The 25,574-nt window shown below is 54.3% G+C and carries 26 protein-coding genes and 1 pseudogene; 9 read left to right on the top strand and 18 right to left on the bottom strand.

The annotated features are described in order from the left end of the window. Positions 1-45: 45 nt before the first annotated feature. The gene (gene bhsA / locus ACMGG1_RS19655; protein WP_020825385.1) at positions 46-300 is read right to left on the bottom strand and encodes a multiple stress resistance protein BhsA; all 255 of its coding nucleotides are present in this window, start codon (positions 298-300) and stop codon (positions 46-48) included. A gap of 303 nt (positions 301-603) precedes the next feature. On the opposite strand from bhsA, the gene ACMGG1_RS19660 reads away from it, so the two are divergent. The 3 genes and pseudogenes from ACMGG1_RS19660 to ACMGG1_RS19670 all read left to right on the top strand — a co-directional run bounded on the left by ACMGG1_RS19660 (position 604) and on the right by ACMGG1_RS19670 (position 3,796). Then, positions 604-2,202, top strand: coding sequence for an ABC transporter substrate-binding protein (locus tag ACMGG1_RS19660; RefSeq protein ID WP_414160955.1), 1,599 nt, complete (start codon positions 604-606; stop codon positions 2,200-2,202). Positions 2,203-2,349: 147 nt separating this feature from the next. Further along, positions 2,350-2,873 (top strand): annotated as a pseudogene (gene cybB / locus ACMGG1_RS19665) (cytochrome b561). Positions 2,874-3,256: 383 nt separating this feature from the next. Beyond that, on the top strand, positions 3,257-3,796 hold the full coding sequence (locus ACMGG1_RS19670; RefSeq protein WP_115059946.1) for a hypothetical protein: 540 nt from the start codon (positions 3,257-3,259) through the stop codon (positions 3,794-3,796). A gap of 126 nt (positions 3,797-3,922) precedes the next feature. On the opposite strand, the gene ACMGG1_RS19675 is transcribed toward ACMGG1_RS19670, so the two are convergent. Then, complete coding sequence (locus tag ACMGG1_RS19675; protein WP_261279338.1) at positions 3,923-4,147, bottom strand: helix-turn-helix domain-containing protein; 225 nt, start codon at positions 4,145-4,147, stop codon at positions 3,923-3,925. Positions 4,148-4,252: 105 nt separating this feature from the next. On the opposite strand from ACMGG1_RS19675, the gene ACMGG1_RS19680 reads away from it, so the two are divergent. Continuing rightward, complete coding sequence (locus tag ACMGG1_RS19680) at positions 4,253-4,498, top strand: helix-turn-helix domain-containing protein (RefSeq protein ID WP_142815827.1); 246 nt, start codon at positions 4,253-4,255, stop codon at positions 4,496-4,498. 482 nt (positions 4,499-4,980) lie between these two features. On the opposite strand, the gene ACMGG1_RS19685 is transcribed toward ACMGG1_RS19680, so the two are convergent. Further along, positions 4,981-5,883 (bottom strand): LysR substrate-binding domain-containing protein, encoded by a 903-nt coding sequence (locus ACMGG1_RS19685; RefSeq protein WP_414160956.1) that lies wholly within the window; start codon positions 5,881-5,883, stop codon positions 4,981-4,983. Between the two features lie 165 nt (positions 5,884-6,048). Here ACMGG1_RS19685 and ACMGG1_RS19690 point away from each other — a divergent pair, with 165 nt between their 5' ends. Both ACMGG1_RS19690 and ACMGG1_RS19695 read left to right on the top strand, forming a co-directional pair. Next, positions 6,049-6,594 carry a sugar ABC transporter gene (locus ACMGG1_RS19690; protein ID WP_128864380.1) on the top strand — a complete coding sequence of 182 codons (546 nt, stop codon included), beginning with the start codon at positions 6,049-6,051 and terminating at the stop codon, positions 6,592-6,594. A gap of 343 nt (positions 6,595-6,937) precedes the next feature. After that, on the top strand, positions 6,938-7,783 hold the full coding sequence (locus ACMGG1_RS19695; RefSeq protein ID WP_414160957.1) for an MBL fold metallo-hydrolase: 846 nt from the start codon (positions 6,938-6,940) through the stop codon (positions 7,781-7,783). Positions 7,784-7,968: 185 nt separating this feature from the next. On the opposite strand, the gene proA is transcribed toward ACMGG1_RS19695, so the two are convergent. From proA to gpt, 5 genes are all read right to left on the bottom strand, one after another. Beyond that, positions 7,969-9,222 (bottom strand): glutamate-5-semialdehyde dehydrogenase, encoded by a 1,254-nt coding sequence (gene proA / locus ACMGG1_RS19700; protein ID WP_165366307.1) that lies wholly within the window; start codon positions 9,220-9,222, stop codon positions 7,969-7,971. A gap of 9 nt (positions 9,223-9,231) precedes the next feature. Further along, positions 9,232-10,335 carry a glutamate 5-kinase gene (proB, locus tag ACMGG1_RS19705; protein ID WP_020825379.1) on the bottom strand — a complete coding sequence of 368 codons (1,104 nt, stop codon included), beginning with the start codon at positions 10,333-10,335 and terminating at the stop codon, positions 9,232-9,234. 115 nt (positions 10,336-10,450) lie between these two features. Continuing rightward, positions 10,451-10,852: a sigma factor-binding protein Crl gene (crl, locus tag ACMGG1_RS19710; protein ID WP_041414255.1), complete on the bottom strand. Its 402-nt coding sequence runs from the start codon at positions 10,850-10,852 to the stop codon at positions 10,451-10,453. Between the two features lie 60 nt (positions 10,853-10,912). After that, complete coding sequence (gene frsA / locus ACMGG1_RS19715) at positions 10,913-12,160, bottom strand: esterase FrsA (protein WP_044548514.1); 1,248 nt, start codon at positions 12,158-12,160, stop codon at positions 10,913-10,915. 144 nt (positions 12,161-12,304) lie between these two features. Continuing rightward, positions 12,305-12,763 (bottom strand): xanthine phosphoribosyltransferase, encoded by a 459-nt coding sequence (gpt, locus tag ACMGG1_RS19720; protein ID WP_044548512.1) that lies wholly within the window; start codon positions 12,761-12,763, stop codon positions 12,305-12,307. A gap of 324 nt (positions 12,764-13,087) precedes the next feature. Between gpt and pepD the strand changes: the two genes are divergently transcribed. Beyond that, complete coding sequence (pepD, locus tag ACMGG1_RS19725; protein WP_414160958.1) at positions 13,088-14,548, top strand: beta-Ala-His dipeptidase; 1,461 nt, start codon at positions 13,088-13,090, stop codon at positions 14,546-14,548. A 78-nt stretch (positions 14,549-14,626) separates the two neighbouring features. Here pepD and dinB read toward each other — a convergent pair whose 3' ends face one another. Further along, positions 14,627-15,688, bottom strand: coding sequence for a DNA polymerase IV (gene dinB, locus ACMGG1_RS19730; RefSeq protein WP_414160959.1), 1,062 nt, complete (start codon positions 15,686-15,688; stop codon positions 14,627-14,629). A gap of 205 nt (positions 15,689-15,893) precedes the next feature. Between dinB and ACMGG1_RS19735 the strand changes: the two genes are divergently transcribed. Beyond that, complete coding sequence (locus tag ACMGG1_RS19735; RefSeq protein ID WP_414160960.1) at positions 15,894-16,778, top strand: glycerophosphodiester phosphodiesterase family protein; 885 nt, start codon at positions 15,894-15,896, stop codon at positions 16,776-16,778. Positions 16,779-16,908: 130 nt separating this feature from the next. After that, complete coding sequence (locus ACMGG1_RS19740; protein WP_414160879.1) at positions 16,909-18,036, top strand: integrase core domain-containing protein; 1,128 nt, start codon at positions 16,909-16,911, stop codon at positions 18,034-18,036. Positions 18,037-18,109: 73 nt separating this feature from the next. Here ACMGG1_RS19740 and nqrM read toward each other — a convergent pair whose 3' ends face one another. Genes nqrM through ACMGG1_RS19785 form a run of 9 tightly spaced genes read right to left on the bottom strand, consistent with a single transcriptional unit; the run spans position 18,110 to position 25,541 of the window. After that, positions 18,110-18,337: a (Na+)-NQR maturation NqrM gene (gene nqrM, locus ACMGG1_RS19745; RefSeq protein WP_020825372.1), complete on the bottom strand. Its 228-nt coding sequence runs from the start codon at positions 18,335-18,337 to the stop codon at positions 18,110-18,112. Positions 18,338-18,344: 7 nt separating this feature from the next. After that, complete coding sequence (locus ACMGG1_RS19750; protein ID WP_414160961.1) at positions 18,345-19,376, bottom strand: FAD:protein FMN transferase; 1,032 nt, start codon at positions 19,374-19,376, stop codon at positions 18,345-18,347. Then, positions 19,377-20,600: an NADH:ubiquinone reductase (Na(+)-transporting) subunit F gene (nqrF, locus tag ACMGG1_RS19755; protein WP_044548498.1), complete on the bottom strand. Its 1,224-nt coding sequence runs from the start codon at positions 20,598-20,600 to the stop codon at positions 19,377-19,379. It abuts the gene before it with no gap. A 15-nt stretch (positions 20,601-20,615) separates the two neighbouring features. Beyond that, on the bottom strand, positions 20,616-21,212 hold the full coding sequence (gene nqrE / locus ACMGG1_RS19760; protein ID WP_012005400.1) for an NADH:ubiquinone reductase (Na(+)-transporting) subunit E: 597 nt from the start codon (positions 21,210-21,212) through the stop codon (positions 20,616-20,618). Positions 21,213-21,218: 6 nt separating this feature from the next. Beyond that, positions 21,219-21,848, bottom strand: coding sequence for an NADH:ubiquinone reductase (Na(+)-transporting) subunit D (locus tag ACMGG1_RS19765; protein WP_020825369.1), 630 nt, complete (start codon positions 21,846-21,848; stop codon positions 21,219-21,221). Beyond that, positions 21,841-22,635 carry a Na(+)-translocating NADH-quinone reductase subunit C gene (locus tag ACMGG1_RS19770; RefSeq protein WP_020825368.1) on the bottom strand — a complete coding sequence of 265 codons (795 nt, stop codon included), beginning with the start codon at positions 22,633-22,635 and terminating at the stop codon, positions 21,841-21,843. The genes ACMGG1_RS19765 and ACMGG1_RS19770 overlap by 8 nt, the downstream gene beginning before the upstream one ends. Continuing rightward, positions 22,625-23,866, bottom strand: a complete 1,242-nt coding sequence (locus ACMGG1_RS19775; RefSeq protein WP_020825367.1) for an NADH:ubiquinone reductase (Na(+)-transporting) subunit B — start codon at positions 23,864-23,866, stop codon at positions 22,625-22,627. The genes ACMGG1_RS19770 and ACMGG1_RS19775 overlap by 11 nt, the downstream gene beginning before the upstream one ends. A gap of 3 nt (positions 23,867-23,869) precedes the next feature. Then, a complete protein-coding gene (locus ACMGG1_RS19780; protein WP_128864374.1) occupies positions 23,870-25,219 on the bottom strand; it encodes a Na(+)-translocating NADH-quinone reductase subunit A in 1,350 nt (449 codons plus the stop codon). 34 nt (positions 25,220-25,253) lie between these two features. Next, a complete protein-coding gene (locus ACMGG1_RS19785; protein ID WP_128864373.1) occupies positions 25,254-25,541 on the bottom strand; it encodes a hypothetical protein in 288 nt (95 codons plus the stop codon). Positions 25,542-25,574: the final 33 nt, after the last annotated feature.

Here is a 25,574-nt window from a genome sequence, read left to right on the forward strand (position 1 = left end):
CGGTAAAAACAAGTACCGCCCCGGTCTAACGGCATGCACCTGCCATTATTGGTAAATTACCGCTACGCCGTGCAGTTTATTGCCTCCGCTGGCGGAAATAATGCGGTATGAACTGGCCCCGGCCTGATCGGCTTTCTTCGCCAATTGCTTTTCCAGACCTGAGAGCGTCAGTGCTCCGCTGGCGGAGACCACGCCGAGTTTAGTCAGCCCCTGCTCGGAACTGACGCTGTTGGCCGCAAAGCTGCTGGTGGACACCACCGCCAGGATAAACGCCGCCATGACATATTTAATCGCTTTCATATAACCACCTCATTAGATTGACCAGACCAGGTTCTGCCTGGTGAGGTGATTCTAAGTGGGGGTTGCTGACCCCAAAGTGACTCGTCGATAACATTTTTGTCAGACAACCGAAAAACCGGGGTTATTTACCTAAGCATACAATTTCATCGGCTATCTTGACGCCCGGCCCGTCTGCGACCGTCGAACAATCGTCATTCCTCAGTTCCCATATTCGCGATCAATCACTTATATTTAAATTGAGGGCTGCCTGAATGCCACCGCGGCGGCAGTGTCCTCAATCAACCTGAGGGAGCCATCCATTTTATGCGTTTAAAACAAAGCACTGCGGGTCTGTTGTTGGCAGGAACCGGCCTGTTGACCACGGGCAGCGCACTGGCCGCCACGGATACCCTGGTCTACTGCACCGTAGCCTCGCCCGAATCGTTCAACCCGCAGCTTTCCAGCTCCGGCACCACCTTTATCGCCACCTCGCAGGTGCTGTACAACCGCCTGCTGACGCTGCGTGAAAGCGATAAAACCCCGGCGCCCTCACTGGCGACCGAGTGGACCATCAGCCCGGATGGCAAAACCTACACCTTTACGCTGCGCAAGGGCGTGAAGTTCAACAACAACAAATACTTCACCCCGACGCGCGACTTCAACGCCGAGGACGTGGTGTTCACCGTGATGCGTCAAAAGGACCCCAATCATCCGTATCACAAGGTGTCCGGCGGCAACTACGAGTACTTCACCGACACCGGGCTGGACAAGCTGATCACCAAAGTGGAGGCGGTGGATAACGACCACGTGCGCTTTACGCTGAGCCAGCCTAACGCCGCGTTCCTCGCCGACTGGACGATGGACTTCGCCTCGATCCTTTCCGCCGAATATGCCGATGCCATGCTGAAAAAAGGCACCCCGGAATATGTCGATAACTGGCCGATCGGCACCGGTCCGTTTGCGCTGCAGCAGTACAAACAGGACTCGCTGATCCGCTACATCGCCAACCCGCATTACTGGCAGGGCGAAGTGGCCAGCAAACACCTGATTTTCTCCATTACGCCAAACCCGGAAACCCGGCTGGCCAAGCTGAAAACCAACGAGTGTCAGATTATCCCTGCCCCGCTGGCGGAGCAGTTTGACGCCATCAAGAGCGACAAAAACCTGCAGCTGCACAACATCGACGGCCTGAACGTCGGCTATCTGGCGTTCAACACCCAGAAGAAGCCGTTCGACAACGTGTTGGTACGCCAGGCTCTGAGCTATGCGGTGGACAAAAAGGCCATCGTTGCGGCGGTATTCAAAGACAGCGGCACGCCGGCCTATTCGATACTGCCGCCGGGCATGCTGGGCTATAACGACAAACTGCCCGAATACGCTTACAACCCGGAAAAAGCGCGTGAACTGCTCAAGCAGGCCGGGCTGGAGAAAGGGTTTGAGACCGATATCTGGTCGATGCCGGTAGCCCGCCCTTACAACCCGAATTCACGCCGCATCGCTCAGATGATCCAAAACGACTGGGCGAAAGTGGGCGTAAAAGCCAAAATCGTCACCTGGGAATGGGGCCAGTATCTGGCCGGGTTGCGCAAAGGGGAACAGCAGAGCGCGCTGTATGGCTGGATGTCGGATAACGGCGACCCGGACAACTTCGCTACCCTGCTCAACTGCGCCGGCGTGCAAACCGGTGCCAACGCGGCACGCTGGTGCGACAGCAGCTACGACAAGCTGATCCAGCAGGCGATTAAGGTTAGCGTCCCGGCCGAACGTGCCAAGCTTTATCAGCAGGCACAGGTGATTTTTGCCCAGCAGGCTCCGCTGCTGCCGCTGGCTAACGGCAAGGTGTTCTACGCCACCCGCAGCAACGTCAGCGGCTATGTGGTTGACGTTAACGGCAGCGACTTTGCCAAGGCCAAGATCAACTGAGTGAAAGTGTGGCACCCGCGTTGGGTGCCACACCGGCAATCCGCCGGATGAAATTCTCATCCGGCGCTTTCCTCTCCTGTAACATTTGGTTACTCTCATCAACACTGTGATTTAACATCAAAAGGTAACCCGGTGCAGAACTCTTATATGCCGATGCAGATCCGTCTGCACTGGCTGGTGGCGATCCTGCTGGTCGTGACCTGCACGACGATTGAGCTGAGAGGGCTTGCCGTACCGGGCACCCCGGTGTGGTACGTGCTGGTGGTGACCCATTTCAGTTGCGGAGTGACGGTATTTGTTCTGATGATCGCCCGCTTGTTTCTGCGCTGGCGCCACACCAGCCCCGCTATCGAGCCGAAACCGGCAAAATGGCAAACTGGCGTAGCCCATCTGGTACACAGCCTGATTTACCTGCTGCTGCTGACGTTGCCGATTCTGGGCGTCTATTCCCGCTATTTGGGGGGAAAGAGTGGTTTTTATTCGGCTTGCCGATGCCCTTCGCCGAGATTGCCGACCGGCCGCAGGCGCGGACGATTATCGGCTGGCATAAGACGCTGGCGGCTTTCGGCTATTGGCTGATCGGGCTGCATGCCGCCGCAGCGCTGTTCCATCACTATATCGTTAAGGACAATGCGCTGGTGCGTATGCTGCCTTGGTTGAATCGGCGTTAGCCCGAAATGACAACCCCAACATTGCAATAATAAGCATATAAATATAAGCCATTGGAAATAGTCCATTGGCTTATTAATTTCCAGGCGCCAAACGGTTAGAAAAATTTATATACGCCGAGTTGTATCTATCCCGGATCTTGACTAAGGTTATTCATACAAAATATAAGCCCATGGGCTGACAGAGTTCCGTAAGAAAAAATTTTTATCCACTCATTGCATTTATCTTAAAAAACGCCAGTTGTTTTTAAAGTCTGCTATGCCATGCCCAATGACGGCACAGGGCCACATAGTGCTACCCATGATTTCATTAATTCAATTCTATCGGCTACACACACGGAAAAGTTAATCCAACTTTTCCAAACTTAAAAGTCAGGAGAAGAGTAATGAAAATAATGACTGGCGTTATTTTACCTACGATTGCTGCCATCACGATGGTCGGCATGGCTCACGCGGCAGACACTAAACAACCGGTGACTGGCAAAGTGCAGGTGACATTGGAACACGTACACGCCGTGCAACAAAACGGCAGCCCCGCCCCGCAGCACGATGCCGCCTGTATGAAAGAACTTTCCATGCCAACCTCCAAGTATGTCGGGATGAAAGTCACCAGCGAATACACCGTCAATACCAGTTCGATGATGATGTCGGCTAAATCCATGCTGCCATCGCCGATGGCCACGCAGCCGCTGGAGCTTACGGTTGATTTATCAGCACTCGGCATAGAAGGGGTTTATGCATTTGGTGCCTTCAAACCCAATGTGTTGCCTAAGGATTATGTTTATTTCACCATCGGCAAAGATTTTAAAAACCCCGTCAGCACCTTTATGATTATTAATGAAGGTAAAGAATATAACTGCGTTATTTCCAGCTCAAACAAGGCGATGAGTAAAGAAGAGCGCAGTCATCTTATGGTTAAAAAATAATTTTTATATTTATTAGAAAATAGTGGGGGTTGTGGATAACGTTTACTACCCTACCCCCATTTTTATCTGCTGTTTTCATTCTCATTAATAATAACGCCGAGTTCTGATAGAGACTGGCCGCTCTACTCAATCCTTATGTACAGCCTCAGAGTATCTTGAAGGCCATATCACTGCCGGGGGCAGATTCAAAGCCTCACCAATTAACCGCTCTCCTTTCGGCCAGTGGCGTGCCAGCGCATTGCCCAGCGTCGAGGATGCTAGCCCTGCCTCTCTGGATACCGCCGCTAACGTGGTGCCCCTCTTCTTTAAAGCGGCGATCACGTCCGCCGGGTGCCAATCATCTTTATCCATCATGCTTAATTCTCCGGGTTATCTGATGCCTTAAGTTATCCTACTTTGGGATAATCACAGCAATGGCAGATATTCGATTTTGGGATATCACTCGCGGAAAACGCTATGACTTCAGTTTATTCAACAGAATATCAATTAGTTATAAAAACACTTCGGGATTCTCGTATAGAAAAAGGCATCACTCAGGCCAAACTGGCCGAAGCGCTGGGACGCCCGCAGTCGTTTATCGCCAAGGTTGAAAACGGCGAGCGCAAGCTGGATGTGGTGGAGTTTGCTGTTATTGCCCGGCTGCTTGGGGTGGATGCTGGAGCGGTTATTGAGCGGATTGGCAGGCGATTTCATTCTTTGTGATCGAACCTACGACCTTCGCATTACGAATGCGCTTATCAGTACATATCCGGGCGCGATGAGCAAATTAGGCACTCCATAGCTATTGAAGAGTGTCACCGGTCCGGTGCATTCCCTGCCTTATAGTTGAACGCCCACCCAGAAAGCTTTGGCAGCGAAGAACGAGTTATCCAAGTGTATCTGTTTAAGGAGGAACTAATGTCTCATTCATCATCGAGGACAAGAGTTTTGGATACGGCAAGGCCCTTGGCACACAGAGCTTCTCACGCACGAAGTTGTGCTAACCATGTGGCAAACAGGTTAGGAATTACCCGCAGTGAGCTTTTGATAAAAGTTGAGGAAGATTCTGGGGCAAGTTTGGTATCACCACAAACCGAAGAAGAACTGATGAAAGCGTTCTATTATATGGAAAACCTTTAATATTGGGCCGCTATGAACGAGGAACAGACGTAATTCCGTAATATCATCTTCTTGAGTTAACGTGTTCAAATGAAGGTTCTCGCAAAAGCATTTGTCTCAGCAAGTAGCCAATGCTCAAAATTCTCTAATGCCGCTGCATTTATTCCGGTTTCTATCGGCTTTACTAAACAGAAGTTTTTGCTCAGATTGTCTGATGCAGGCCAGGGCGAAACAAGCACTCCACTTTTCAATTCATTTTCGACATACATACGCGGTATCAGTGCTACTCCTTGCCCTGCCATGACAGCTGCTATTGCCATTTCGTGAAGGTCATACCGATCTCCCTGGGCCGGGTTATCAAGGATTAAACCGCTTTCCCGGGCATACTGGTGCCATGCATCCGGATTCTGTCGGCGGTGAATTCGCGGAAGTTTATTTAACTGCTCATTTATATCCTGATTTGTTAAAAGTGCCGAATGACATACGGGTACCAGTTTTTCCTGAAACAGAAATTGCAAGCGCATGCCTGCCCATGCTGGGTGTTCAAAGTGAACTACGGCGTCAAAGCCACTCTCAGATAAGATGAAAGGATTGGTTCTGATCGCAATATTTAATGTTATGTTTGGGTATAAGGCTTTAAATCCACTTAAACGAGGGATAAACCATCGACTGGAAAAGGTCGGCAGTACGGCAATATCCAGGTTCTTGCCTCCCTCAGGCATTCCCATTATGTATTGAGTATCTCTTTCAAGTCGTTCAAGCGTTTCACGGATGTGATGTGCATAGCGTGCACCTACAGGATTAATCTTCACGCGACTTCCCATACGGTCAAACAATCGACAGTTCAGCAAAGATTCAAGACGCGCAATCTGACGGCTAATGGCTCCTTCCGTCAGAGACAGTTCCTCTGCGGCCCTGGCAAAATTACCGTGTCTTGCGGCAGCATCAAACGCCTGCAAAGAAGTGCTGCTGGGGATTTTTTTGCGCATAGTTAGCGCTCCTTACTTAGTACACAAAACGTACATTAATTGAGTTAATGTCACTAACCAATGACATATTATCGATTTAAAATCGTAAAATCAGCACGTAGCATGATAAATAGTCATTAAGCAGGTTTATTTGTTCCCTGCGATTATTCATGTGGAGATAAGTTGATGTTCTATATCGTGGAATGCTCGTACAACGATCCTCAAAGCGAGGCTGAATGGAATGCGTTTTACAGTCGGAAAAAACTGCCCGCGTTGATCTCTGTTAACGGATTCTCGACTTCTCAACGTTTCCGTGCTTTGAACCCCGGATGCCCTGCTTATCTCGCTATTCATACCATTAAAAATGCGAATGTTCTCTGCAGTGAAGATTACCGTTTGAAAGGGGGTGGCAATTTCTCCCGGTGGCAGGCCTGCATAACTGACTGGCACCGTAACCTCTATACATGTGAAGACCCGGCTCCGGCCATTTCCACAGAGGAAATCCTGCTATTTAGCTCCCGGCCAATAAGCTATTTAGAATCAGAACTCGGAAGCCGAGCATTGGAAATGCAGGCGGTAGGGCTGGATAAATCCCCCAAACGCCGTTTTGCATATATTTTACCTCGTGAAACTGCCTCGCTATTCACAGATGCTCATGGAGTGTATCTCTACCGGCCTATTACATCGCAGTTGCAAAACTCAGTTAAGATTCGCAAAAAAATTAAACCATAACATCATGCCTAATCTGACTTTTTATATTTCTGAAAATCAGTCTGACTGATTTAATGACCTTTACGATTTTATCTATAACTGCAGCGCTCTCTACTGTGAGATTCTCGGCTCAGAATTAAAAGAATGTTCATACCGTCTTTATCAACGTAAAGACGGGGTGAGTAATCGGTATATGCCGAAATTTTTTATCGCCTAGCAAAATTTCGTACGCAAGAAGTGATGGAGAATTTTATGCACCACCTGGATTTTATCATTCAACAAATTTCGGGACTGATAGCGCGCTTTCGCTATTTTGGAACGCTTGCACCGAAAACATTCCCCCAAAACTAACCCTGAGGTATTTATGAACCATCCAGTTTTCCCTTTTCGACAGATCGGTGATTTTCAGGTAACAGCTTTGAGTGATGGCATTATTTCAGCTAGTCTGGATTTGTTGTCAGGCATTGAAAACGTCGATGCCCGGGTCATCCAGTACAATGCCGGAATCTCTGAGCCCGGTGATATCCATATTAACTGCTATCTTATCCGTGGGAGGGGAAGGACTATTCTGGTTGATACGGGCACAGGATCGTTGAGCAGCACAGGAGGACAGCTCAAAGCAAACCTTGAGGCAACAGGCGTTAGCACAGACGACGTGGATACTGTCTTATTGACCCACTGCCATCCTGACCATATTGGGGGTCTACTTGATGCTGAAGAAAAAACCGTCTATAAAAATGCTGAAGTTATTCTGCATCCTCTCGAAGCGGAACACTGGTGGGATGATAAAAAATTAAAAACAGCAAATGCACGCGGGAAAAGTAATTTTAGGCTAGTCCGCAAGACATTAAATGCTTATGCGCAGAGCGTACGATTTTTTAACGAAAGCAAAATAGCAGGGAATATTCTTCCGGTATGGTTACCGGGCCACACACCTGGACATACAGGGTTCCGCATTGATTCTGGTAATAAATGCTTATTAATATGGGGAGATATTGTTCATTATCCCCATATTCAGTCAATGCAACCGAACGTTTCCGTTGTGTTTGACTTCGATCCCGCTCAGGCCGAAGAAACACGAAAAAAAGTTCTTGAGCAAGCCGTCAGTGAAAAACTACTCGTTGCAGGTATGCATCTGAGTCGTGATGCGTTTGCTAACGTTCTAAGTACTGGCGATAGATATAGTATTTCCTACGCTGAAAATGAATGAATATGCCTGAATAGGCTTCTTAAATTAGTACAAACTGAAGTCAGCAACGTCCACTCCTGGCACAGAGCCGACTTTCAGAATAGTTTCTTTGGGCCTGCAACAATGCCAGTTCTGGTATGACCCAGCATACAAAAAGGGCGCAGCATGCTGCGCCCCTACATGAAATCTCAACGCCATACTAAACGTTAACTGCGAACCAAATCGTCGCCGTAGCCGATCCACTTGTAGGTGGTCAGAGCGTCCAGGCCCATTGGACCGCGGGCATGCAGTTTCTGCGTGCTGACCGCCACTTCTGCACCCAGACCGAACTGGCCGCCGTCGGTGAAGCGGGTGCTGGCATTCACATATACCGCACTGGAGTCCACCGCACGCACAAAGTGCTCGGCGCTGCTCAGTGAACGGGTGAGGATCGCGTCGGAGTGGCTGGTGCCGTGGGTACGGATATGGTCGATGGCCTGATCGATATCGTCCACCAGCGCCACGTTCAGATCCAACGACAGCCATTCGTCGTCATAATCTTCTGCCGCCACCGCCACCACCGTTGCCGGGCCGTCTTGCAGCAGCGGCATGGCATTCTCCGCCGCGTGCAGGGTAACCCCCACCGCCGCCATTCTGGCACTCAGCGCCGGCAGGAACTCTGCGGCGATGCTGCGGTTCACCAGCAGCGTTTCCAGCGAGTTACAGGCGCTTGGGCGCTGAATTTTGGCGTTCTCTATCACCGTCAGCGCCTTGTCGAAATCAACGCTGTCATCAACGTAGGTGTGGCAAACGCCGATACCGCCAGTGATCACCGGGATGGTCGACTGTTCACGACACAGCTTGTGCAGCCCCGCGCCACCGCGTGGGATCAGCATATCGACGTAGCGATCCAGGCGCAGCAGTTCATTCACCAACGCGCGATCCGGGCTGTCGATAGCCTGTACCGCAGCCGCCGGTAGGCCGCACTGTTCCAGCGCCTGCTGGATCACTTTCACCGTCGCCTGATTGGTATGGTGGGTTTCTTTACCGCCACGCAGGATCACCGCGTTGCCGGTTTTCAGGCACAGGCTGGCAACGTCGATGGTGACGTTTGGCCGTGCTTCATAAATCACGCCAATCACGCCCAACGGCACGCGACGGCGTTCCAGTTTCAGCCCGCTGTCCAGCAGGCTACCGTCCAACACGTGGCCGACCGGGTCGTTTAAACGACACACCTGGCGCACATCGTTGGCGATCGCCGCCAGTCGCGCCGGGGTCAGTAGCAGGCGATCGAGCAGCGCTTCGCTCATCCCGCTGGCGCGTGCCTGCGTCATATCCTGCTCGTTAGCCTGCAAAATCACTTCGCTTTCGGCTTCCAGCCGGTCGGCGATGACCGACAACACCTGATTTTTCTTCGCCGTGCTCAGCACCGCCAGTTGCCAGGAAGCCTGTTTGGCGGCTTTCCCCATTTGCTCTAGCATGCTCACTCCTTAACTGACTATCATATCGTCACGGTGCACTGCCACCGGGCCGTATTCATAACCGAGAATTTCGCTGATTTCCTGCGAGTGATGACCGGCAATCATGCGCATCGCGTCGCTGTTATAGCGGCTGACGCCGTGGGCCAAATCACGCCCCGCCAGATTGCGGATGCGGATCACTTCACCGCGGGAGAAATCGCCTTTCACTTCGCGAATGCCCTTCGGCAGCAGCGAACTGCCGCGCGCCATAATCGCATCGACCGCGCCGTCGTCGACGGTGATCTCACCGGCCGGCGGTGCGCCAAAGATCCAGCGTTTGCGGTTTTCCAACGGGGTTTCCAGCGCGTGGAAACGCGTGCCCACCGGTTTACCTTCAATAACGTCCGCCACCACGCCCGGCTTGCTGCCAGCGGCAATGATCACGTCGATGCCGGCGCGACAAGCCACGTCGGCAGCTTGCAACTTGGTGCCCATGCCGCCGGTGCCCAGGCCGGAAACGCTGTCGCCAGCGATGGCACGCAGCGCATCGTCGATGCCGTGCACTTCACGGATCAGTTCCGCCTGCGGGTTATTACGTGGATCGGCGGTGTACAAGCCTTGCTGATCGGTCAGCAACAGCAATTTGTCGGCCCCGGCCAGGATCGCCGCCAGCGCCGACAGGTTGTCGTTGTCGCCCACCTTGATTTCTGCGGTCGCTACCGCGTCGTTCTCATTGATTACCGGCACGATACGGTTGTCCAGCAGCGCGGTCATGGTGTCACGCGCGTTGAGGAAGCGTTCACGGTCTTCCAGATCGGCGCGCGTCAGCAACATCTGCCCGACGTGGATGCCGTAAATGGAAAACAGTTGCTCCCACAGTTGGATCAGCCGGCTCTGCCCGACCGCCGCCAGCAGCTGCTTGGAGGCGATGGTGGCGGGGAGTTCGGGGTAACCCAAATGTTCGCGCCCGGCGGCAATCGCGCCGGAGGTGACGATAACGATGCGGTGACCCGCTGCATGCTGTTGTGCGCACTGGCGTACCAGTTCGACAATGTGAGCACGGTTAAGACGCAGCGATCCGCCGGTCAACACGCTGGTGCCCAATTTCACAACCAGTGTCTGGCTGCCGTTCATAGTATTTCTGCCGTGTATGATGAGAATAAGAGTGCAAAGGACTTTGTAGCAGGAGAGACGCGTTATGCCAACAGGCACAACGCGAAATCAGCAGAATACTTGTGGTCTAACGGGGTCAGGCGGAAAGTTTAATCAGTTTCTCTTTGAAATTCTCGGCCGGTTCAAGCGTCAGTTCCATGGTGGTCAGCAGCTCGCCCAGACGACGGTGGAAATCACGCAGGGTGGTTTCCAACTTGGTTTTCACTTCAGCATCTTTAATCTTTTCCGGCGTCCAGTGCCCATCTTTATCAAACAGGCCAAACTGATAGGCGTAGGTGAAACGCGTATCTTCGGCATGCAGTTCGATCCACCAACCCCAGAACTCGCGCTTCTCTGGAGCGGGCTTAACATTGACGCACACGGCTAAACAATCAAAGAAAAAACGGTCGTTCTCACACTGCCCTTCACGCAGGTACGGCCCCAAGCTGGCGAAACGTTTCATTAGTCGGCTTTTAGGGTGACCACTCGGTAACGTCATTCTTTAACCTCCTCAATGTAGACCACTCTTTTTAACAAACTGTTAAAATTTAGCAACTAATTAACGCATTTTATCTTTCATCCAGTGGGTCATTTGCAGCAACGCCTTGTGGAAACTGCTGTAGACAGGGGCGCGCGGTATGGCGATCAGTTTGCCGTCCAGCGAGGATGATGCGATCAGCTGCGCTTCTTCTTTCGGGCTGAGCGGATCCTGATCCCAGTAACCGGCCAGCATTGGCGTCGGGCAACGGCGGCCCAACAGCCCTTGGGTTTTCAGCGAATAACTGTTCAGCTCCACCTTCAGCACGTTATCCGACGCGTTGGCCATCCCCATCCGGCTGGCCAGCACATCCATGTACATGTCCGGCACATGCTGTTGCGTTTTGCTGTCGCACAGCAGGCGATGCACCACCGGCCCCAGACAAGCCACGCCCCGCAGCCGCTGTGGCTCCAGATAGGCCAGACGTACCGCCACGTTGGCACCAAAACGGAAGCCAAACGCGGTGACGCGCTGATGATCGACCCACGGCACCGAGGCCAGTTGGATCAGCACCTGCTGATGCAGGAAGCTGGAATCTTGCGTCAGCTTCCACTTGTATGAGGAGCCGATGGAAGGCATATCGATGGTCAGCATGGCGATGCCGTGCGGTGCCAGATAATCGCGGAACAGGCGGTGGTAGTCAGTTTGCAGCGTGTCCAGGCTGCCGCACATCAACACCGTCGGGAACGGGGCCTCACCCTTTTCCGGCAGGTGCAGGAAACCATTGATGCTGCTGCCGCCCTCAATGCGGAACTCCAGCTCTTTCAACTGATAAGGCAGCAACAGCGCGGCTTCTTCGTAAGCCCGGCAGGAGAGCGCTTCGGCCTGCTCGGCCAGTTCGTCCCCTTTCAGGTGCGGGTAGCCGGCGATGCTGTAAAAATTGGCGGCGTTGAGCCAGTGCTGACCGCCGATCAAAGGATCCTGCTGTTCCAACGCGCTCTGTTGCCAGCGCATGCCCTGGTGAACCCATTCGTAAATCCAGTTGCCGTTACGGTAACCGACCACGGTATCCAGCCATTTGTCGTTGGTGTGCTCCACATCGGCGACTGCGATGCGCGCCAGCACTTCGTTGATTTCGATCGGATCAACGCCGCGCCAGGCCCACAACAGCGGGTTAAGCATGCGATACCAGTTGCTGACGGTGTTGCCTTCCAGCGTGGAATGCAGATCGGCGCTGACTTTGTTGCGCGCGCGCATCACCAGCGTCGAGGTCTCAGGATGTTTAAATGAGGGTTTGAACAGAATTTCAGAAAGGTTGGCTTGTGCCATGGTAACAACAGCCTCCGTAAATCTGGCTATAGGCCGCAAACAGCCTAATCAACTGGAGGTAGTGTACCTAACTCTGGGGCGATAAACCAAAATAACGAAAACGCCCGGCGAAACCGGGCGTTTTAATGGAACAGCCTGTCGAACTTAACGACCGCCGATCGGTGGTACGAAGGTCACCGCCATGTCCCATGGCTGTTCGATCCAGGTATCCTGTGGGATATCAACCACATAATCGTCAACCAGCGGGCGGCCTGCCGGCTTGGCAAAGATGGTGACGAAATGCGCTTTCGGGTACATCTCGCGGATGGCTTTTGCAGTACCACCGGTATCCACCAGATCGTCGATGACGATAAAGCCTTCACCGTCGCCTTCAGCGCGCTTGAGCACTTTCATTTCGCGTTGGTTGTCATGGTCATAGCTGGAAATGCATACGGTATCCACATGGCGAATACCCAGTTCACGCGCCAGTAAGGCTGCCGGCACCAGGCCGCCGCGGCTTACGGCAATAATGCCTGTCCATTGGTCTACGGGCAGCAGGCGGTGAGCCAGTTTGCGCGCTTGCATTTGCAGCATGTCCCAGGTAACAACGTATTTTTCGCTCATAGAATGGTGTCCCAGCCAGCCAGGGTGTGGCTTATTCAGTAATCAGGGGAAAAAAGGTTGCGCGAGATTATAGAGACTGGACGCGCCGAATACCAGTTGTACCGTGGAAATCATAAGTATTTCCTCTGGTGATTGATGCTGAAAAAATGAACTGCAGCGCAGCAAACTAGTGTGATCAAGCGCTTAAACAGCACAATTCGGGACGGGCACCGCCCGGTAGAAAGTGATATTCTCTGGAGATCGTGCCAAAACAGCACAGATGCCCCTAACCCTAACCGAGCGGTATTCCCGCTATGCCGTGAATGCCGTTACAGGAGACTTATTGTGTCTGAATTGTCTCAACTTTCGCCACAGCCGCTGTGGGATATTTTTGCCAAAATCTGCTCTATTCCACACCCTTCTTATCATGAAGAAGCGCTGGCGCAGCACATCCTCGAATGGGCCAAAGAGAAAAACCTGCACGCCGAGCGTGACCAGGTAGGCAATATCCTGCTGCGCAAGCCAGCCACCAAAGGCATGGAAAACCGCAAGCCGGTTGCCCTGCAGGCGCACCTGGACATGGTGCCGCAGAAGAATAACGACACCGTGCACGACTTCACCAAGGATCCGATTCAGCCGTATATCGACGGTGAGTGGATCAAAGCGCGCGGCACCACGCTGGGCGCCGACAACGGCATCGGCATGGCCTCCGCGCTGGCTGTGCTGGCAGACGACAGCGTCGAGCACGGTCCGCTGGAAGTGCTGCTGACCATGACCGAAGAAGCCGGCATGGACGGTGCATTCGGGCTGCAGGCTAACTGGCTGCAGGCCGATATCCTGATCAACACCGATTCCGAAGAAGAAGGCGAGATCTACATGGGTTGCGCCGGCGGTATTGATTTCATCACCACCCTGCCGCTGCAGCGTGAAGCCGTACCGGCCGGTTACCAGACCCTGAAGCTGACGATCAAAGGCCTGAAAGGCGGCCACTCCGGCGCGGATATTCACGTCGGTCTGGGCAACGCCAACAAACTGCTGGCGCGCTTCCTGTTCGATAATGCCGCGGCGTTGAATCTGCGCGTACTGGACCTGAACGGCGGCACCCTGCGCAACGCCATCCCGCGTGAAGCTTCTGCCGTGGTTGCCGTACCGGCAGCTAAGGCCGATGAGCTCAAAGCACTGAGCCAGGCGTTCCTGGCCACCCTGCAAAATGAGCTGTCCGCTAAAGAGAAGAACATCACCGTTCTGCTGGAGCCAACCACCAGCACGTCTCAGGCCATGACCGCAGACAGCCAACAGCGTTTCCTGGCACTGCTCAACGGCACGCCAAACGGTGTGATCCGCATGAGCGACGCGGTGAAAGGCGTGGTGGAAACCTCACTGAACGTGGGCGTAGTGACCACCAGCGACAGCGAAGCAGAAATCATCTGCCTGATCCGTTCGTTGATCGACAGCGGTAAAGATTACGTGGTCGGCATGCTGACCGCGCTGGGCCAGTTGGCCAACGCCAAAGTGGCCCCGAAAGGCGGCTACCCTGGCTGGCAACCGGACGCTGACTCACCGGTCATGCATTTGGTACGCGAGATCTATCAGGATCTGTTCAACAAGACGCCAAACATCATGGTGATCCACGCGGGGCTGGAATGCGGCCTGTTTAAAAAGCCGTACCCGAATATGGATATGGTGTCGATTGGGCCGACCATCACCGGGCCACACTCACCGGATGAGCAGGTGCATATCGAAAGCGTGGGCCTGTACTGGAAACTGCTGACGGCACTGCTGAAGGGTATCCCAGAGCGCGCGTAATTTGCCGGGTTCGGTGTACTGAACCCTAAAAAATACCGTGCTGTGCAAGCAAGGGTGCAATATTGCATTGCGCCCTTGTTATTCCCACGGCAGCAACAGCTGGCGCTCTAGCTGCGGATCCAGCAACGTCACGTGCAAGCCTACCAGCCGCACCCCACGCCCTTCACGTCTTTCGCTCCATGCCTGACGCGCTACATTGATCAAATCGTCTTTATTCAATACTGGCCAAACGTGTTCCTGCGTTGTTTGCTGGAAATCCTGAAACTTCAGCTTTACGCCTTGGCGGGCGATATGCAGATCCGGTTTTACCTTGCGCAAGCGCATTTCCAGTTCCGGATACAGTTTGTCGACGATCAGCGCTTCGCACTCTTCCCAGGCATAAATGTCCTCCGCCAGCGTGCGTTCTACCCCCACCGACTTGCGCAGCCGCTCAGGCGAAACCTCACGCAGATCGATGCCCTGACAGCGTTCCCAAAGTACGCGGCCAAATTTGCCAAAGCGCTTTAACAACGCCGCCAGATCGTACTGCTGCACGTCGGCGCAGGTGATCAACCCCACTTCTTCCAACCGTTTGGCGGTCACTTTTCCCACGCCCGGGATTTTACTCAGCGGCAGTTGCTGTAAAAATGCGGGTACCTGCGCCGGAGTAATAACGTATTGGCCGTTCGGCTTATTCAGCTCCGAGGCGATTTTGGCGAGGAATTTGATGGGCGCGACACCGGCAGACGCGGTGAGGTTCAGTTCATCGGCTATCGCCTGGCGGATTTGTTCGGCGATCAGCGTCGCCGAGCCGTTGCACTGGCTGCAGTCAGTGACGTCCAGATAGGCTTCATCCAGAGACAGCGGTTCGATCAACGGGGTGTAGCGGGCAAAAATTTCACGGATATGCAGCGAGGCTTCCTTGTACGCCGCCATGCGGCCGGGCAGCAGCTTAAGGTGCGGGCAAAGCTTGAGCGCCATCGCCGTCGACATGGCACTGTGTACGCCATAGCGACGTGCAGGATAGTTGGCGGTGCTGATCACCCCACGCCGGTCGGCGCTGCCGCCAATCGCCAACGGAATATCGCGCAGGCTGGGATCGTCGCGCATTTCTACCGCCGCGAAGAAGCAGTCCATATCGACATGAATGATTTTACGCATCGCCCCTCCAATAATACTGTATAAGTATACAGCCAATAATGGAAAGCTCAAGCCTCGGCAAAACTCGGATCAGCTCGGATAAAACAGGGTTTCACCCAATTATCTTCGACTTGTTAAAAAAGCGTAATTTTTGAATAGTACGCTGTGGCAAATTAATTGCCTCAGTTATTGATAACAATAAACCTTGCACAGGAAGGTGCCCTACATGAAAGCATTATCGGTCTATTTATTCGCTTCAGCATTATCCCTGATATCCCTTGCCGCGAGCGCAGCCCCTGCCATTATTGCGCACCGCGGTGGCACTGCCGACGCACCTGAAAACACTCGCGTCGCAATTGAAACCGCACTGAAAAACGGCGCGGACGCCATTTGGATCACGCTGCAGGAATCCAAAGACGGCGTTATCGTGCTATACCGTCCCTCAGACCTGAAAGCGCTGACCAACCAACAGGGCCTGGTCTCCGCTTACACCGCCGAACAACTGGCGAAAGTTGACGCCGGCTGGTCATTCGCCAAAGGGGAAACGCACCCGTTCCGGGGGAAAGGCATTGGCATTCCTCGGCTGGATGAAATACTCAACGACTTCCCCAAGGTCAATTTCTATCTGGACATCAAGTCACCGGATGCCAATCCGGCCCAGTTCGGTAAAACCTTGCTGGCAACCCTGGAAAAAACCGACAGCCTGAACCGCACCCGCGTTTACTCCACCGATGCCAAATATTTGCAGGCGCTACCGCCGGCGATCAAGCGTTTCGAAACCCGCGATGAAACCCGCGACCTGCTGGCGAATATCAGCCTGTCGCACCTGTGCGAACTGAAGCCGGATAACCAGAAGCCACGCTGGTACGGGTTGGAACTGAAACGGGAAGTGGAAGTGGTGGAGAAATTTACCCTGGGCGAGGGGCGCTCCAAGGCGTTTCTGACCTGGGATAAAGAATCGATCGACTGCTTCCGTTCGCAAGGCCCAGCGCACATCATTCTGTTTGGTATCAACACCCCGGCAGACTACCAGCAGGCGCTGGCGCTTGGGGTAGACGGGGTGATGGTCAACTCACCGGCCGATGCGAAAAACTTTCGCAAGGCCAAATAACCGATAGAAAAAGGGGCGCTGCAGGTACAAACCGGTCACATAGGTAACACTTTTAACCGGTCACATGGGTAACAGTTATAGACTGGCATAGCGGAGGTAATTCACTATGCCCTGGACCGAGACCGTTACCATGAAACGCCTTGAATTTATTCATGCCTGTCAGACCAGCGGGGATTCTTTTTCCGCTGTCTGCAGGCATTTTTGTATCAGCCGTAAAACGGGTTACAAGTGGCTTAAGCGTTTTCAGCCCGATGACGTCTCCTCTCTTGAGGACCATTCCCGTGCACCTCTGACTCATTCACGGCAACATTCATCCGACGTCATTAACTGCCTCATTAGCCTTCGTCGTGCTCATCCTGACTGGGGCCCAAATAAAATTCGTCAGTGGCTTCTCAACCATGAAATCCCTTTTGACGTTCCCGCAGGCAGTACGATTGGCGATATTCTCAAACGCGAAGGCCTTGTCCCAGACAGGATAAAACGCAGAAAAACTCCCGAAAATACGCATGCGCTCACTGATATTCAGGCCGTCAATCAGGTCTGGAGTGCTGACTTTAAAGGTAAATTTAGGCTACTCAGTCAGGAGTACTGTCGCCCTTTTACACTGACCGATAACCATAGCCGTTATCTTCTGGCATGTGAGGCTAGCGCGTCAGAAAACCTGCTGTTCACTCGAGCCTGTTTTGAGAGAGCCTTCCATGAGTATGGTCTGCCAGAGGTTGTGCGAACTGATAATGGGGCGCCCTTTGCCGGAACGGGTATAGCCGGGCTGAGTAGTCTCAGTGTATGGATGATAAAGTTAGGTATTTACCCGGAGCGTATAAAGAAAGGCCACCCGGAACAAAATGGCCGTCATGAACGGATGCACCGTTCGTTAAAGGCTGGCCTAAGCCATAACAACATCCGGCAAACGATGGAAGAACAACAGGCATGGTTCAGTGATTATCGTTATGAATTTAATCATGAAAGGCCGCATGCGGCACTGGGAGGAGCAACGCCTTCTTCGGTGTGGACACCTTCACCCCGGCAGTGGGACGGACGGATACCGGAGGTCAATTATCCGGAAGGAGCCCGGTTGTACAAGGTGGCTGAAAAAGGAGATATACGGCTCGGTAAAAGACTGTTTGTCAGCGAGGCGTTACGGGGAGAATATGTGATGCTTAAAGAAGTGGGTGAAGGGTTGGATGTCGTGTTGTTCGACCGGATGATACCGGCTTATTACGACAGAGCTAAGCACAGTATTATCCGTATCGATTAGACGAAAGTGTTACCTATGTGGCCGGTCAGATCTGTAACCCATGTGGCGGTTGTACCGCATGCGCCCCTTGTAGTCAGATAATCCGATGCTTTTCCAGCTGCTGCTGGCGCAACGCCTCTTTCTCCAGGCGTTTTTTACGCGCATCGCAAGGTTCCGGACAGTCGCAAACCTTATCCATCCCCAGCGCCGTAATGCCGCCGCAGCTGCCCTGCAGGCTTTTACGTTTAAACACGTAGCCCAGGGACATACCGCCGACAATCAGCAGAAACAACACGAAGGTGGCGACAAATACCGTCAACATAGCGACCTCACGAGTGCTTGTTCAAATAGGGTTTAAACGCCTCAGAGTAGCGCTCTTCAAAACCGGTGGCAGTTTTCACAATCATGAACACCGGGATCCCCATCAGGTTCGCCAATGCCATGCCGCGTTCCGGCCCCAGTACGTTTAATCCGGTCGACAAACCGTCTGCCGCCATGCAGGTTGGGCTCAACACCGTGACCGACACCAGGTGGTGATGGATCGGCCGGCCGGTGATCGGATCTATAGTATGCGAATACCGCACGCCATCCTGTTCGAAATAGTTACGGTAATCCCCCGAGGTGGCTATCGACATCTCACCGGGTTGGATCACCAATTGCGCTTTCTGCTCCATGCCGGCGGTCGGCCGCTCAATGGCGATACGCCACGGTTTATTCTCACCGTTGTGGCCGCGAGTGCGCACCTCACCGCCAATATCGACCATGTAATTTTTCACCTGCTGCGACTGCAGGTACTGGGCAATCACATCCACCCCGTAGCCCTTGGCGATCGAGGAAAGATCGACATACAGCTCCGGAATGCGTTTGACCAACGCGTTACCCTGTACCGACAGCTTGTCGATGCCAGTCCAGGCGCGGCGCTGCTCCAGTGCGGCGGCGCTCGGCACCTTGTCCGGCCGCCCTTCCGGCCCGAAGCCCCACAGGTTAACCAACGGCCCGACGGTCACGTCCAGCGCGCCGTCGGTAACGCGGTTGATACGCAGCGCCTCCAGCACCACTTCTGCCGTCGCGGCCGACACCGGGAAGGGTTTATCCACTGCGCGACTGGCGTTGAAGCGGCTCAGTTCCGAGCCAGGACGATAGGTGGACATTTGGTCGTTCACCAACTCCAACCGTTTGTCGATCTCCGCCTGTATCTTGGCGGCGGACGGCGTGTCGTCGCCGGTGACGTAGCGGATCGAATAGGAGGTCCCCATGGTTTTACCCTCGAGATTCACCTGCTCCGGCCCGCAACCGGTCAATAACAGGGTGGCGCTCAGCACCACCGTCGTCATCCAGCTCTTCATTGCCCCTACGCGCATTTAGCCACCAAAGTCATCCAGCATGATATTTTCGTCTTCGACGCCCAGATCTTTCAGCATCTTGATCACCGCCGCGTTCATCATTGGCGGACCGCACATGTAGAATTCGCAGTCTTCCGGCGCCGGGTGGTTGCGCAGATAGTTTTCCAACAGAACATTATGGATAAAGCCGGTGTAACCCGTCCAGTTATCCTCTGGCTGCGGATCGGAAAGCGCCACGTGCCAGGTAAAGTTTTCATTCTCTTCCTGCAACCGATTGAAATCGTCCTCGTAGAACATCTCACGCAGCGAACGCGCGCCGTACCAGAAGGTGATTTTGCGCTTGGACTTCAGGCGATTGAGCTGGTCAAAGATGTGTGAACGCATCGGTGCCATGCCGGCACCACCGCCGATAAAGATCATTTCGGCGTCGGTATCCTTGGCAAAGAACTCGCCGAATGGCCCGGAGATGGTCACCTTGTCACCGGCCTTCAGCGACCAGATATAGGAAGACATAATGCCCGGTGGCACGTCAGGATCGCGCGGCGGTGGCGTAGCGATACGCACGTTGAGCATGATAATGCCCTTTTCATCCGGATAGTTCGCCATGGAATAAGCGCGCACCGTGGTGTCATTCACCACTGAGCGATAGCGGAACAGGTTGAATTTGTCCCAGTCGCCGCGGTACTCCTCCGGCACATCGAAATCGGCATAGCTGATGTCGTGCGCCGGCGCCTCGATCTGAATAAAACCACCGGCACGGAACGGCACGTCTTCACCGTCAGGAATTTTCAGCTTCAGCTCTTTGATAAAGGTGGCTTTGTTATCGTTGGAGATAACTTCGCACTCCCACTTCTTCACGCCAAAGATTTCTTCCGGCAGCTCGATTTTCAGGTTTTGCTTCACGTTCACCTGACAGGCCAGGCGGCAACCCTCTTTCGCTTCACGCTTGTTGATGTGCGACAGTTCAGTCGGCAGGATATCGCCGCCGCCCTCTTTGATCACCACCCGACATTGCCCGCAGGAACCGCCGCCGCCACAGGCGGACGAAACGAAGATCCCCTGGCTGGAGAGCATATTCAGCAGCTTGTCGCCCGCCGGAGCGGTAAAGCTTTTGTCCAAATCGCCATTCACTTCCACCGCAATATCGCCGGTGTTCACCAGCTTCGATTTGGCGAACAAGATCAGCAGTACCAGCACCATAACGATGGCGGTAAACATCGCGACGCCTAAAATAATTTCCATAAATTCTTCCCGCCTTTACAACTGAACACCGGAGAAGGACATAAAGCCCAACGCCATCAGCCCGGTGGTGATAAAGGTAATGCCCAGGCCGCGCAACCCTGCGGGGACATTGGCATACTTGAGTTTTTCGCGGATCCCCGCCATCGCGACTATCGCCAACATCCAGCCCGTGCCGGAACCGAAGCCGTACACCACCGATTCGGCGAAGTTGTAGTCACGTTGCACCATGAAGGACACACCGCCGAAGATGGCGCAGTTCACGGTGATCAGCGGCAGGAAAATGCCGAGTGCGTTGTAAAGCGACGGGAAGAAGCGATCGAGGATCATCTCCAGAATCTGCACCAGCGCAGCAATCACGCCTATAAAGGTGATGAAGTTGAGGAAGCTCAGATCAACGCCTTCCACCAGCGCGCCATCACGCAGGATCAGGTTGTAGACCAGGTTGTTCACCGGCACGGAGATACCGAGCACCAGGGTAACCGCAATCCCCAAACCAAAGGCGGTCGAGACCTTCTTCGATACCGCCAGGAAGGTACACATCCCCAGGAAGAACGCCAACGCCATGTTCTCTACGAACACTGCGCGTACAAACAGGCTGATATAATGTTCCATCGGCCATTACTCCTTTTCGATCTGCGCTGGTTTCAGGGTGCGGAGCGCCCAGATCAGCAGGCCGATGATAAAGAACGCGCTCGGTGCCAACAGGAACAAACCGTTTGGCTGATACCAACCGCCGTTCTGTACCGTTTCCAGCACCGGGATGCCGAACAGCTTGCCGGAACCGAACAGCTCACGCAGGAAGCCAACCAGCACCAGGATCACCCCGTACCCCAGCCCATTGCCGATACCGTCCATGAAACTCTCGATGGGCGGCGACTTCATGGCATAGGCTTCGGCGCGCCCCATCACGATACAGTTGGTGATGATCAGGCCAACGAACACCGACAGCTGTTTGGAAATCTCGAACGCATAGGCGCGCAGCAGCTGATCGACCACGATCACCAGCGAGGCGATAATCGCCATCTGCACGATAATGCGCACGCTGTTCGGAATATGGTGACGGATCAACGAAATAAAGAAGCTGGAAAACGCCGTAACCAGCGTTACCGCGATGGTCATCACCACCGCCGTTTCCAGCTTGGTAGTCACCGCCAGCGCGGAGCAGACGCCCAACACCTGCAGGGCAATCGGGTTGTTGTCGAACAGAGGCCCTAAAAGGACCCGTTTAATCTCTTTGGAATCAGCCATTTTTCAGCGCTCCTTCACGAACTTTTTTCAGGAACGGGCCAAAGCCGTGCTCGCCCAACCAGAAGTCAAAAGTATGCTGCACGCCGTTGGAGGTCAGCGTGGCGCCGGACAAGCCGTCCACCCCGTGTTCATCTCCCTGACGCGCCCCGCCTTTCACTACGCGGATCGCCGGTTGCCCGTTATCGTCAAACAGCTTTTTACCGACCCACTGCTGGCGCCAGCTAGCATTCTCAACCTCACCACCCAGACCCGGGGTTTCCCCTTGCTGGTAGTAAGTAATGCCTTTCACCGTGTTACCGTCATTATCCAGCGCAACAAAGGCGTACATCATTGACCACAGGCCCGTGCCGTAAACCGGCAGCACAATTTTGTTCACCGCGCCGCTGTCGTCACGCACCAGATAGATTTCCGCCTGGTTACTGCGGCGTTTGATGCCCGCCGGATCGTCAGCCGCCGGCAACGCCGCACTTTTGCTGTCATCACGCAATGCCGCAGCCAGATCGAACGCCGCTGCCTTGCCGGTAACAAACTCACCGCTGTTTAAATCCAGCAACCGGGGTTCGATGCGTTGGGTGAACAACGTTTTGACCTGCTCGCCCTCCATTTTCGGTTGCAGCAGGCCGGCCACGTCGAGGATATTGCGCTGCTTGTCGAGCAGCTTTTGTTCCTGCTGTTTGGACTTCAGACCGACGGCGGAACCCGCCACCACCACAGAACACACCAGGCACAACAGCAGTACCACCAGCAGCGTTTTACCGATGCTGTCGTTTTTAGATTCATTCGCCACGGGCTTTTCTCCGCTTGATGTTGGCCTGCACCACCAGATAATCGAACAGCGGCGCGAACAGGTTGGCGAACAGGATCGCCAGCATCATGCCTTCCGGATAGGCCGGATTGACCACCCGGATCAGCACGCACATCACGCCAATCAGGATGCCGTACCACCATTTCCCCTTATTGGTGAACGAGGCGGAAACCGGATCGGTGGCCATAAAGATCATGCCGAAGGCGAAACCACCTAACACCAGGTGCCAGTACCACGGCATGGCGAACAGCGGGTTAGTAGTAGAACCGATGGAATTAAACAGGAAGGCGGTAGCCATCATGCCCAGCATCACGCCGGCGACGATGCGCCAGGATGCCACACGACCGAACAGGATTATCGCCCCGCCAAGCAGGATCATCAGTGTGGAAACTTCGCCGACGGAGCCGGGAATGTTGCCGAGAAACGCGTCCATCCAGCTGATTGACTGGCCGGTAGCGACGTTGCTCAGACTGTGCGCCCCACCCGCGCTCCATTGCGCCAGCGGCGTTGCGCCGGAGAAACCGTCGGCGGAGGTCCACACCAGGTCACCGGAAATCTGCGCCGGATAAGCGAAGAACAGGAAAGCGCGCCCCGCCAATGCCGGGTTAAGGAAGTTGCGCCCGGTGCCGCCGAAAATCTCTTTCGCCACTACTACGCCGAAGGTAATCCCCAGCGCGGCCTGCCACAGCGGCAGCGTGGGCGGCACAATCAGCGCAAACAGAATCGAGGTGACGAAGAAACCTTCGTTAATCTCGTGCTTGCGAATGATAGCGAACAGCACTTCCCAAAATCCGCCGACCAGAAACACCACGGCGTATATCGGCAGGAAGTAGCAGGCACCCAGCACCATTTTGCTGACCCAGCCGGCGTCCGCCGCCAGAGAAGCCCCCAACCATTGCGCCAGCCGGTAGTGCCAGTCGCCCGCCAATACCTGTTGCAGCTGATCGCCGCTGTAGAGGTGATGCAGCGCCGGAATGGCCTGTTGGCCAACGTTGTACATACCCCAGAACATCGCCGGGAAAACGGCCAGCCATACCAGGATCATCATGCGTTTCAGATCGATGGCGTCGCGCACGTGCGAAGCGCCGCGTGTCACCAAACCCGGGGTGTAAAACACCGTCGTCGTGGCTTCAAACAGCGGGTACCACTTTTCCAGCTTGCCGCCCGGAGTGAAGTGATGCTCGATTTTGTCAAAAAAGTTCTTCAGGCCCATCGGTTATCCTTCCTGCTCAATCTTGGTCAGCACGTCGCGCAGCACCGGAGCGTATTCATACTTGCCGGGGCAGACGAAGGTGCAAAGCGCCAGATCTTCTTCATCCAGCTCCAGACAGCCCAGCGCCTGTGCACTGTCGCTGTCACCCGCCAGCAGGTCACGCAGCAGCAGCGTCGGCAGAATGTCCAGCGGCATCACCCGCTCATAGTTGCCGATCGGTACCATGGCGCGTTCGCCACCGTGGGTGGTGGTCGAGAAGGCGAACAGCTTGTTTTTCAGGAAATGGCCCAGCGTGGTGCGGGTGATAGAGAATTTATCCGGCGACGGCGCGATCCAGCCGAACAGCTGTTTATCACGCCCTTCTTCCAGCACGGAAACCTGCGAGTGGAAACGGCCAAGATAGGCGTTAGGGCCAGCGACGTGGGTACCGCTCAGCACCGAGCCTGAAATCACCCGGTTTTCACCGGCTTTAAGACGGCCGGCGGTCAGTTCATCGAGGCTGGCCCCCAGGCGGGTACGCAGCAGCTGCGGCAGTTCCACCTGCGGGCCGGCCAGCGCCACCACCCGATCGGTATCGAGCTTGCCGGTAGTGAACAGCGTCCCTATAGCGATCACGTCCTGATAACCGATATGCCAGACGGTTTTTTTCAAACTGACCGGTTCGAGGAAGTGGATATGGGTACCCACCAACCCGGCAGGATGCGGGCCGGCAAACTCGTTATAGGTCACCTGTGCATCCGGCTGCTTGCCCAGGTTCGCACCTGATGCGTGACAGACGTGGACTTTACCGTCGGTCAAGCGTGCCAATACCGATAACCCGGCGTTAAATGCCGCCAGCTGTTCGGTAATGATCACCAACGGATCGGCAGCCAGCGGCTGGCTGTCCATGGCGGTAACGAAAATGGCACGCGGCGTCGTTCCCGGTACAGGGGTTTTGCTGAAAGGGCGGGTGCGCAACGCCGTCCACAAGCCGCTGGCGATCAGTTCGCTTTCGACCTGCTCGCGCGGCAACATGGCCAGTTCCGCCATCGGGTAATGGGCAAACTCCAGCTGTTCGTCACCGCCATTTTCGATGGCGATCACCACCGACTGCAAAACGCGCCGTTCACCACGGTTGATGGCTACGATGCGGCCGCTGGCTGGCGCAGTGAAGAATACGCCGGGGGTCTTTTTATCTTCGAACAGCGCCTGACCTTTCTTAACGCTATCGCCTTCCTGCACCAGCATGGACGGGCGCATTCCGACGTATTCTTCCCCAAGCAGGGCGACATGCTGAATGATTGGGCCGTCATGAATTGCCTGAACCGGTGTTCCGGCAATGGGCAGATCTAACCCTTTTCTGATTTTAATCATAAGATTTATACGATGTTGGTTAGTTTCACACGTCTTACCGGCCCCAGAGGCTGGTGCTGACGATACCTGGATGATGAGACTGCATCAGCAGCCTCTGGGTTAAGCGCAACGGCATCACGCTCAACATGAAATCTTTCGCACTGACAAAATGGGGTCGCGAACATTCCGTTGATAACTCCTGGATCCATTTTTGCGCGCTAAAAACGCTGTTAATACTTTGTTGCCGCAGGGGTGATTCAATCCCCCCGAGAAGTAAGCTCAACACCTCATTCTGCGGACGTAACAGCAGATTAATTCGAGCCGGGATATTAACATTTTTCACAACATTTTTCTGCGCTGGGCAGTGACCTGAGTC

The organism is Serratia sp. BNK-12, from assembly GCF_047456085.1.
Taxonomy (GTDB): domain Bacteria; phylum Pseudomonadota; class Gammaproteobacteria; order Enterobacterales; family Enterobacteriaceae; genus Serratia; species Serratia liquefaciens.